Consider the following 9,634-nt stretch of genomic DNA (forward strand, 5'->3'; position numbering starts at 1 on the left):
AATTCAACGACACATCGTGGAGCATGATTTCATCAAGGGTGCCGCCCTTAAGATTCTAGGCCGGTATTGCCTTTTATGCTCTCGGCGATGCACTCGCTCAACAGAGCCATCGATGGCATCAGCCTCGCTGAGCCGGCTTCTGGCCAAGGGCCCGCGGAGCTCAACAAAAGCACCTCATGGGCCACCTCAGCTAATGGTGAATTCTCACGCGTTGTGATCGCAAGTGTGTAGGCTCCTCTGCCACTGATTCGCGAAAACCCGAGAATCCGAGTGTACGGCAAAATCTTACGATCGAAGCGTCTCCGCTGTTCGTGGCGCGAGCGAGTTCGGAAACAGAGAGGTCCGCAAGATGCTCGGGGTTCTGTGCAACAAAGTGAGCGATTCTCGATTGTCCGCTTGGCCCCGAAGTGACCAAATCGTATATTGCATCCCGTATTGACGTTGATGGTAAGTCTGCTTTATTCATGCTGCTATCCGGCTGGCCCGGGTGTAAATTATATCAAATCCTGCAAACTCGGCACTTTTCGTGATTGAGAAGGCAGTCGATGGTCGCTACCACGATGTTTGACTCTCATTCTAAGCAATAGCAGGTCTAGTAATCCTCGATTCTTTCGGGACCCGATCCGCTGCGAAGCATCATCGCGGCAAAGCTGTTCTCCACAAGGCTGGATTTCAACCCTCTATGGTGGGCGCTATCCCAAAGATCATGATGCTCGTTCGGATCCTCGTGATGATCGAACAGCTCACCTACTCCGACATCATGATACATGTTCAGCTTGTAGCGGCCATCAAAATACATGGACGCCCGGGAGCCCCGGCTTCCGCGAAAACGCAAAGAATTGTGATATTCGCTGACGACATAGGGCTTATGAAAGTCCAATGAGGCATTGCCGAGCAGCATCTGGTCAAAGGACAGGCCCTGCATCGCTTTTGGAATTTCCGTTCCGTTCAAGGCGAGCAGTGTTGGCGCGATATCGACCAGTTCGACAAGCGCGTTCGAAACCGATCCATGTGCTGGACTGCCAGGCACAGAGATAACAAGCGGAACATGCACGACACCCTCATAAAACCGGCAGCCCTTATAGAGCAGACCGTGGTCACCCATCATATCACCGTGATCGCTCATGAAAACGATGATCGTGCGATCCAACTGCCCGGTTTCCGTCAGGAGATCGAGAATCCTGCCGACCAGATCGTCCACCAGAGCCACCTCAGCGTGATAAGCCGCCCGCATCTGCCAGATGTTGAATTTAGTGGGCGGCGCCTCATGCGTGGGGCCCGAGAATTCGTCTATGTGCACCGTGCCGACTTCTGTTGCCGCACGCCAAGGGTCGATCGCGCGTTTGGCTTGCTGATCGACATTTTCGAATTTCTTCTGGTGTTTAAGATCAATTAGCTTGAAAGCGGGATCGGGCATATCATTGGGGTCGAAACGCGAAAGGTATTCCGGCGGCGGATTGAACGGCGGATGAGGCGCGTCGACGTTGATGGCTAGATACCATGAACGGTCCGCGTGCATGTTGATAAAACGCTCAGCCCGGTCTCCAGCCCAACGGCTCTGCCGATATTCTGCTGCCGGTCCTGGACCATAGTGTTGATCTAGATATGGTTTGTAGTAGCTCTCGGGATTGACCCCCTTTGACCACATCCATGCATGATAGTCGTGATTTCCGGACCATTCCGGAAACGGTTCCGGGCTCCAATAGAACTCGGCAAATCCGTCGTCAGGGCGCTTTTCGATCATGCCACGTGTGGCAGACAGATGTAGTTTTCCAATATGTCCCGTGTAGTATCCCGCACTCGCCATCATCTTCGGAAGCAAACCGAGATGGGACGGAAATGCACCTGCGCCGTTCTGGTGGACCTGATGTGCGATCGGATACATGCCCGTTAGGAAGCTCGCCCGGCTCGGCGTACAGATGGGACTTTGACAATATGCACGCGCGAACGCGGTTCCCCGTGCGGCCAAACGATCGATATTGGGCGTTTTCGTGCCCTTGAATCCCAGACACTGTATTGTGTCCCAACGTTGTTGATCACTGCAAATCCAGACGATATTAAAATTGCTCAACACAGATCTCCAAGTTGAGAAAGGACCTCTTCCTGTCTCTCGCCGATTTGCATCAAAGCGCTCCGGCGGCGGTTCGTAGACAATCAAATTCTGATCGGATCGCGGCATTGGCTGGGAGCCTCACTAAAATACTTCCAATCAAACCAAGGTCTTGAGCTCTCCGAAGTGCAGCACCATCGCCTCTGGCTCAAAGGCCTGCAGGTCGCTCAGTAGCTGGCTGGAATGGTGGCGGCTCCGCCAAAGGCACAGTATTGCATTTTTGCGTTGCGCTCGGCATTGAGACCGATGGGCACTATCCTCGACGAGAAGGCATTCGCTCGGAGCCACACCCATCACCTCGGCCGCTAGGAGCAGCACGGAAGGGTCCGGCTTGCGGAAGCCGATGTCATCAGAAGAAAAGAAGCGCGGGCCAATCAGGCTCAAAAGATTGGCGGCCCTCATGCGGTGGATCAATTCAAAGCGGGGCGTTTTCAATGCGACGCAAAACGGGATGGTGAGCCAATGGAGCAGTTCGATCGGGCCCGGCGTTGCTATTAGGATGTCAGACGTGAGGGAATGAACCTCCGCCCCAACCAGTTCCATGAAGTCTCTCGGCAAACTCAAGCCAAAAGAGCTCTCTAGGTGCTGCAGTTGATCATCCCTCTCGATTCCGGAAAGCGTTGCAGTAATCTCATCGGGTTGCACGTGGCCACCGTGGGCTGCGAGCTTTGCCGAAATGACCTCAGAGGTGATGATTTCGCTTTCCGCCAGCGTCCCGTCGAAATCGAAGATGATCAGCCGGGGCAGGATAAAACCCTGCGACTTTGCTCGGCGCGCAGCCGTCATTTCGGGTCACCCGGGCGGATGACAGGCAGCGCCTCAAGTTCCTCATGGCGATGGACCACGACATCTGTTCCCTCCAGCATCACCACATCGTACGAGGGCGCCGCAGCTACGAATATGGGCTTGCCATATTGTTCCCAGTCGAGAACGATATGCTGTGCGGTGCCACGGCTAGCGGTAAAAGAAATTCCCGACAGGCTCCCGGCTGCAGCGACGTGCCGATGACCAAAAAGCATGTGCCGCACGGATGCGTCTCGCCTGAGGATCGAAAAAAACCGGTCCGTTTGCTTCATATCCCCCATTCTGAAACAGGGGACATGCAGGTTGCCTGGCGTGTGGTGCATGGCAAGCACCACGGGCCTGCCCTCGGCACTGGAAAGCTGCTCTTCGAGCCATTCAAAGCGGCCACCATCGAGACAACCGAAATGGCTTACGTCATCCTTCGTGTCGAGCAAGATGATGCGCCAATCGTCTAGGTCAACCGTGGCCTGAACGAAGCCCTCCCCGCCGAACACAGTTCTAAATGCACTGCGGTCATCATGATTGCCGAGTGTCAGATAAACAGGCAGCCGGACCTTTGAGAGGATATCGTGAAGAAGCCTGTAGGCGGCAGGATCGCCCGTGTCGGCGAGATCCCCTGTGATCAGGATGAGCTTGCCATCGGCGTGGACACGCGCCACGTGGGCTAGCGTGTCGCGCAATCTTTGCGCCGGGTCGATGCTATAGAGCATCCTGTCGGGTGCGACTAAATGGGGATCTGTTATGTGAATGATTTTTTGCATGGTTCGACACTTGAAAAAGTGCCCGAATTCCGTGACGAAGTCGGGCAAGGGACGGCGGTAGGATTGTTCAGTGAATTAACGCGTTCGTGGCGGTGACCATATCTTTCAGAGCTTCACCGGCGAAAGAGCTCGACGCTGGGCCCGATCGATGATCTTGCACTGCCTCGCTAGATTTGGGCGCCTTTGCCGCCCGGGTGGACCGTACCATGGGGGCGCCGAAGGGCGCCTGTGCGAACGCGGGCAGCATAGACCAGGTTTCGAATTCCTTCAGTCGCCGGACTGCTTGTCGATAGGCATGTAGCCCGTTGTAGCGAACATTCGATGCGATTTCCGTCATCTTGGCGCGCCTTGCCCGGCACGAATGACCCGACAGGAAGCCTCTGTGCCGCGCTCAGGCTCTTCATTTCAGCGGCAGGAGATGTTTTTCTCGATCTTGCGGATAAAGCACGTAGCTCTGAAAGCCCATTGCGAGTTTCTTGCGTGCTCGCGGAGCAAGGTCGTTCGCTGCTCGTCCACCGATCGAACGAAGCTGCAGGCCCTGAATATCCGATCGCAATTTGCTTTAGCACCGCGGTCGAGCCGAGTGCGTTCGAAACCCCGTCGATAAAGAACATCGCCCCCATGCCATCACCTGCAGCTAAATTGACAACGTCCCTATAATGGAGTTTTTTTTCACTTTTATGTCAAGTGGAGGAAATTTCCGGGAGGGGATTTTAGAAGCCTGACATTTCACGGAAGGGCACGTATTTAGAAAATCTTGTCTATGGATTTAGTAGATAAATCTATTCCATGGATGTGTCGACTTCCAGCGACGAGACTTTCAACGCCAATCGAAGATCACTTGGCGGACGCAACTTCCTGTCTTCTTCAAGACTAACCAGGAGAACCCCATGAGCAATCCCGTCCTAGTCAATCAGATCATCCCGGAGTCTGATGTTGTGCCGCTGACCGGCCGCGTCGGCGCCGAAATCAGAGGCATCCGCCTTGGTGGGAATCTGCCGGACGCGACCATAGCGTCCATCAAAGAGCATCTTCTGAAGCACAAGGTCATTTTCTTCCGCGGCCAGGAGCATCTCGACGATGCGGAACAGGAACTCTTCGCCCGCCGTCTGGGCGACCTTGTCCCTCATCCCACACAGGGACCGGTTGCCGGGACGGCTTCAATCCTCAATCTCGATTCCAGCCGCGGGGGCGGCCGAGCAGACCAGTGGCACACCGATGTGACCTTCGTTGACGCCTATCCAAAATTCTCGGTTCTGCGCGGCGTCGTTATTCCAGAAGCGGGAGGCGATACGATCTGGGCTAATACTCACGCCGCGTATGAGAGCCTGCCGACGCCACTGAAAGTCTTGGCCGACGGTCTTTGGGCGATCCACAGCAACGCCTACGACTACGCGGCCGTGCGCCCTCGCGCCACCGCTGAGGAGAAAAAGCATTTCGAGGAAGTCTTCACCTCGACGATCTACGAGACCGAGCACCCGGTCGTGCGTGTCCATCCGGAAACCGGGGAGAGATCTTTGCTGCTCGGCAATTTCGTGCAGCGCATTATCGGCATGTCGAAGAGCGATTCTGCAAAGCTTTACGAGGTGTTCCAGTCCTACGTCACTGCCCCGGAAGTCACCGTGCGGTGGCGCTGGCAGGCTGGCGATGTCGCCATCTGGGACAACCGCGCCACCCAGCATTACGCGGTCAACGACTATGGCGACCAGCATCGGGTCGTACGCCGCGCCACCGTTGACGGCGACGTCCCCGTCAGCGTCGACGGGCGTCGCAGCGTAACCCATGTCAAGGCAGCCAAACCGGCCGCGAAGGCCGCCTGAGCGGCTGAACAGGAGAAATGATTATGAAACTTCGGATCGCCGCGGCGCTTGCCGCACTTCTCGCCTCGCTTGGCTCAGTCTCAGCCGAGGAATTGACCATCCGCTTCGGCAACCCCGGCGTCGGGCTTGATAACAGGCAATATTCTCATGGGGATGCTACAACCTACGCGCGGGCGCGGGACCTCATCGAGGAAGAGTTCGCCGCAGACAAGGACATCAAGATTGAGTGGACCTTCTTTCGTGGCGCCGGACCGGCGCTCAACGAATCCGTAGCAGCAAAACAGCTCGATTTCTTCCTGCTCGGTGACCTGCCGGCAATTGTAGGCCGGTCACGCGGGCTCGATCACAAATTCGTTTTTGCCACCACCCGTCATGAGCCGGTTTATCTTGCCGTACCGGCTGACAGCGATATCAAATCGATCGATGACGTGAAAGGCAAGAAGGTCGCGCTGTTCAGGGGCACAAACCTACAGCTCGCCACAGATCGCATCTTGTCGGTCCATGGTCTCACGGAGAAGGACGTCCGCTTCATTAACCTCGACACCAACGCTGCCGTACCGGCACTCACTTCCGGCAATGTTGATGCCGTGTTTGGCGGGCCGGAATATCTGGCGCTGGCGAAGAAAGGGATCGTCAAGATCGTCTACACCACCAAGGGCGACGATCCGACACTTGGTCGCAATTCGTCCTATCTGGTCGCGACCGCCTTTGAACAAGCCCATCCGGATATAACGCAACGGGTGGTCACCACTTTCGTCAAGGCTGCGGCCTTCGCCTCCGATCCGGTCAACGAGGACGAAGTATTCAATGGCTGGGCTGTGTCGGGCTTCCCCAAAGATGCCTTCGAAGCGGATATTGAGGGCGATACGCTCGCAAACCGCCTCAACCCGCTGATCGATGACTTCGTCATCGCCCGCTACAAGGACCAGGTCGCGCGGGCAAAGGCCTATGGGTTGATCAAGGGCAACGTCGACGTCGATAGCTGGCTGGAGCCGAAATACCTGCAGCAGGCGCTCAAGGAGCTGAAGCTGGAGAACCATTGGTCAAGCTATGACGCCAAGGGTGAAATCGCCCAGCTCGGCGATCTCAACAAGAAGCACACAAACTGAAATGTCGCAGGGACGGCCCGCGCCACTGGCGCGGGCCGTCCTTGGCCAATGAGGGCGATAGATGACCTTGACCACTTCGGCCAATCGGCCCGTAGAGCAAAGACTGACTAATTCATCGGGGGTGTTAGCCGACGTGGCTTACGCGATGACGTTGCCGCTTGTCCTGCTGTTGGCGTGGGAATTTTCCGCGCGCCTCGGCTGGCTTCCGGAGCAGATCCTGCCGGCTCCCAAGGTGGTATGGGCAACGATCGTCGAGTTGTGGCGTGACGGGTCGCTCATTGACCACACGTTCGTGAGCCTGCGGCGGGTTGCCGTCGGTTTTACGATCGGAGCGCTTTCGGGTCTACTTGCCGGAGCCCTCCTCGGCCTCCTGCCCGGGATTAGAGCATTCGTTTGGCCAATCTTCACCGCCGTTGCACAGGTGAACACGCTGGCTTGGGTGCCTTTGCTCGTGTTGTTCGTCGGCATCGACGAGGAGCTCAAATATGTCTGCATTGGGTGGTCGACGGCGATACCGGTAACGTTGGCGACAACACGCAGCATCGCTAATGTCTCTCCAAACCTTTTGGAACTGGGCCGCGTGTTCAATTTCACACCGCTGCAGTGGATGTCTGCAATCGTCCTGCCCGCCGCGCTGCCGTCGATGTTCACCGGGCTTCGCGAAGGGCTGGCTGCCGCCTGGCAAAGCCTGGTGATTGTCGAACTCTTCGCGTCGTTCGAGGGGCTCGGTTATCTGATGATTTGGGGCCGCCAGCTTTTCCAACTTGAACTCGTCATCGCCGCCATGCTGGTCATCGCAGCGATTGGCGTATCACTAAACGCCATCCTTGAACATCTGGAACGCTTCGTCCAGCCGTGGAACTCGGAGGCGCTCCATGGCCGCTGACACATTGCAAGTCGGGCGCCTTCGAAACGTGGCGCGCCATTGGCGCCCGTTTGCAGCGTTCGCGGCTGTCTTCTTGCTTTGGCTGGCCGCCGTCCGGTTCGAGTGGGTCGATCCTCGCTTCCTCCCGTCGCCCGACGCGGTGGCCGCACGCGCCGCAACGGAATTCACCACCGGCACGCTCGCGTTCGATATCAGTGAAAGCCTTCGGCGAAATCTCACCGGCTTTGCGATCGGCGCCTCGACCGGCCTCCTCCTCGGTCTGTTGCTTGGCTTTTCACGCACGGCGGAGAGGATCGTCGGCCCAACCTTGCTGGCCTTTCGCCAGATTGCGCTTTTTGCTTGGGTACCATTATTGTCCGTATGGTTTGGTGGCGCGGATGCGGGAAAAATCGCCTTCATCGCCCTTGCCGGGTTCCAACCGGTGGTCATCAACACGTGGCAGGGCGTGAGAGGACTACCGCCAGCCTATCGCGAGCTGTCGGACGTGCTCATCTTCAGCCGGGTCGACTTTGTCCGTCTCGTTGCCCTGCCTGGGGCCCTTCCGGCCATATTCACGGGCCTGCATGCCGGTTTGATCTACGCTTGGCTCGCTACGCTCGGCTCCGAACTGTTTCTCAACGTGACGCCCGGGATCGGCGGCCGCTTGAATGAGGCCAGCCAGTTGTTCGAAATGGATCTGCTCTTTGTCGGCATTCTCATCCTGGCCTTGATCGGCCTCTTCTACATCAGTTCGGCCCATTGGCTGGAAACAAGGTTACTCAGGAGAAGAACGAGATGAACCAGATAGCCCCATCAGCCGCCTTTGAAACCAACGTCGCGCCTGCCCTTGAAATTCGCGGGCTCGACAAAAGCTTCATCATTGCCGGGCGAGACGTCAAGGTCCTGGCTGATGTCGACCTATCGGTCAGGCCCGGCGAATTCGTCACCATTGTCGGGGCATCGGGCTGCGGCAAGTCCACGCTGCTGAGGCTTATTCTCGGCCTGGATCTCGACTACGGCGGGGCTGTCCTTGTTGATGGTGCACAGGTCCACAGGCCGGGTCTCGATCGCTCCATCGTTTTCCAGGACCACAGGCTGCTGCCCTGGCTGACTGTCGAAGGAAATGTCGCAGCCGCCCTTCGACGCAGTCTCCTGTCACGAACCGACAAGAAGAAAACGGTGCGCCAGCATCTCGAACTCGTCGGTCTGACGCAATTTTCTAAGGCCTACCCCGCGCAGTTATCGGGCGGAATGGCGCAGCGCGTTGCTATTGCGCGCGCGCTGGTCAACCGCCCGCGTTTCCTGCTCCTCGACGAGCCGCTTGGCGCGTTGGACGCATTGACACGCCTGAGGCTGCAGGACGAACTTAAACGCATCGTTCAACATGAGGGCACGACAGCGCTGCTCGTGACTCATGATGTCGACGAGGCGGTTCATCTCGGGCATCGGGTCGTGGTCATGCAGCCCCATCCGGGCCGCATCGCTGCGATACTTTCTATTCCCGAGCCGGCGCGGTTGGACCGCTCGAGCCTGGAGTTCATCCGTCTGCGGGACAAGGTTCTCGGACTTTTAGGCGTAGGAGCCGCGGAACCATCTTCGTGATGAGCGGCCATGAGCTGGAACGCTTCCTGGTCGCCAACCGGCGAAGGAAGGCGCGGCGAGCGAAGATGCAGGTCGAAGCAAACCACTTCTCTTGCCTGATTCATGCCGCCGCCGATCACCGACTCGACATCCCCGACGTGATTGACCCTTGGAACGTGGCAAATCTCACTAAAGATTGGGATTCACCAGTACTTGACGGAACAGTTAAACGCCGCCAATGCAAGGCATGATGCACCTCGGTTAGGTTCTCCAAGAGTCCATCAACATCTGATGACCATGGCTGGCTTATATCTTCGCCGATTGCGGCTATGCGAGCAACAAGCTAAAAAAGCGGCTACAGAAGATCGACAGGTGGACAATGGAAATCATCAGGCCAAGGTTAAAAACCTGCCGCGCCGCTGGGTCGCCGAGCGACATTCGCATGATTGGGCAGATACCGCAGGCTGGATTTCGAAAAATCCAGCGCTTCAGCACAAGCGTGGATAACTATCGCCCAAATCCACATGCTCACTAGACGCCTTGCAAGAAATGCATATCGTTAAAGCCTTTTCGGGTCAGATTCT

The 9,634-nt window shown here is 57.0% G+C and carries 11 protein-coding genes; 6 read left to right on the forward strand and 5 right to left on the reverse strand.

Annotated features, from left to right (window positions below; all coding sequences use genetic code 11):
- Positions 1-190: 190 nt before the first annotated feature.
- From LPU83_RS75660 to LPU83_RS25300, 4 genes are all read right to left on the reverse strand, one after another.
- Positions 191-466, reverse strand: a complete 276-nt coding sequence (locus LPU83_RS75660) for a MurR/RpiR family transcriptional regulator (RefSeq protein WP_082323327.1) — start codon at positions 464-466, stop codon at positions 191-193.
- A gap of 126 nt (positions 467-592) precedes the next feature.
- The gene (locus tag LPU83_RS25270) at positions 593-2,071 is read right to left on the reverse strand and encodes a sulfatase family protein (RefSeq protein WP_024318917.1); all 1,479 of its coding nucleotides are present in this window, start codon (positions 2,069-2,071) and stop codon (positions 593-595) included.
- A 138-nt stretch (positions 2,072-2,209) separates the two neighbouring features.
- Positions 2,210-2,896: an HAD family hydrolase gene (locus tag LPU83_RS25280; protein ID WP_024318918.1), complete on the reverse strand. Its 687-nt coding sequence runs from the start codon at positions 2,894-2,896 to the stop codon at positions 2,210-2,212.
- Positions 2,893-3,723: a metallophosphoesterase gene (locus LPU83_RS25300; RefSeq protein ID WP_051166783.1), complete on the reverse strand. Its 831-nt coding sequence runs from the start codon at positions 3,721-3,723 to the stop codon at positions 2,893-2,895. Before LPU83_RS25300 ends, LPU83_RS25280 begins: the two co-directional genes overlap by 4 nt.
- 842 nt (positions 3,724-4,565) lie before the next feature.
- On the opposite strand from LPU83_RS25300, the gene LPU83_RS25705 reads away from it, so the two are divergent.
- The 6 genes from LPU83_RS25705 (at position 4,566) to LPU83_RS26435 (ending at position 9,301) form a co-directional block, all read left to right on the forward strand.
- Positions 4,566-5,495, forward strand: a complete 930-nt coding sequence (locus LPU83_RS25705) for a TauD/TfdA dioxygenase family protein (RefSeq protein ID WP_024318921.1) — start codon at positions 4,566-4,568, stop codon at positions 5,493-5,495.
- Between the two features lie 23 nt (positions 5,496-5,518).
- Positions 5,519-6,604, forward strand: a complete 1,086-nt coding sequence (locus tag LPU83_RS25750; RefSeq protein WP_024318922.1) for an ABC transporter substrate-binding protein — start codon at positions 5,519-5,521, stop codon at positions 6,602-6,604.
- A 145-nt stretch (positions 6,605-6,749) separates the two neighbouring features.
- Positions 6,750-7,490, forward strand: a complete 741-nt coding sequence (locus LPU83_RS25755) for an ABC transporter permease (protein ID WP_225040330.1) — start codon at positions 6,750-6,752, stop codon at positions 7,488-7,490.
- Complete coding sequence (locus LPU83_RS25905; RefSeq protein ID WP_024318924.1) at positions 7,480-8,268, forward strand: ABC transporter permease; 789 nt, start codon at positions 7,480-7,482, stop codon at positions 8,266-8,268. The genes LPU83_RS25755 and LPU83_RS25905 overlap by 11 nt, the downstream gene beginning before the upstream one ends.
- Positions 8,265-9,071, forward strand: a complete 807-nt coding sequence (locus LPU83_RS26305) for an ABC transporter ATP-binding protein (protein WP_024318925.1) — start codon at positions 8,265-8,267, stop codon at positions 9,069-9,071. The genes LPU83_RS25905 and LPU83_RS26305 overlap by 4 nt, the downstream gene beginning before the upstream one ends.
- Positions 9,068-9,301 carry a hypothetical protein gene (locus LPU83_RS26435; protein WP_157997298.1) on the forward strand — a complete coding sequence of 78 codons (234 nt, stop codon included), beginning with the start codon at positions 9,068-9,070 and terminating at the stop codon, positions 9,299-9,301. The genes LPU83_RS26305 and LPU83_RS26435 overlap by 4 nt, the downstream gene beginning before the upstream one ends.
- A gap of 76 nt (positions 9,302-9,377) precedes the next feature.
- On the opposite strand, the gene LPU83_RS76065 is transcribed toward LPU83_RS26435, so the two are convergent.
- Positions 9,378-9,545, reverse strand: coding sequence for a hypothetical protein (locus LPU83_RS76065; protein ID WP_465800408.1), 168 nt, complete (start codon positions 9,543-9,545; stop codon positions 9,378-9,380).
- Positions 9,546-9,634 lie beyond the last annotated feature (89 nt).

Source organism: Rhizobium favelukesii (assembly GCF_000577275.2).
In the GTDB taxonomy this organism is placed as follows: domain Bacteria; phylum Pseudomonadota; class Alphaproteobacteria; order Rhizobiales; family Rhizobiaceae; genus Rhizobium; species Rhizobium favelukesii.

What these genes read in the sequence shown, in the direction of transcription:
- LPU83_RS26305 (WP_024318925.1), top strand. Translation starts at nt 8,265, where the DNA reads ATGAACCAGATAGCCCCATCAGCCGCCTTTGAAACCAACGTCGCGCCT.
- LPU83_RS75660 (WP_082323327.1), bottom strand. Translation starts at nt 466, where the DNA reads ATGAATAAAGCAGACTTACCATCAACGTCAATACGGGATGCAATATAC.
- LPU83_RS25280 (WP_024318918.1), bottom strand. Translation starts at nt 2,896, where the DNA reads ATGACGGCTGCGCGCCGAGCAAAGTCGCAGGGTTTTATCCTGCCCCGG.
- LPU83_RS25705 (WP_024318921.1), top strand. Translation starts at nt 4,566, where the DNA reads ATGAGCAATCCCGTCCTAGTCAATCAGATCATCCCGGAGTCTGATGTT.
- LPU83_RS25905 (WP_024318924.1), top strand. Translation starts at nt 7,480, where the DNA reads ATGGCCGCTGACACATTGCAAGTCGGGCGCCTTCGAAACGTGGCGCGC.
- LPU83_RS25755 (WP_225040330.1), top strand. Translation starts at nt 6,750, where the DNA reads ATGACGTTGCCGCTTGTCCTGCTGTTGGCGTGGGAATTTTCCGCGCGC.
- LPU83_RS25750 (WP_024318922.1), top strand. Translation starts at nt 5,519, where the DNA reads ATGAAACTTCGGATCGCCGCGGCGCTTGCCGCACTTCTCGCCTCGCTT.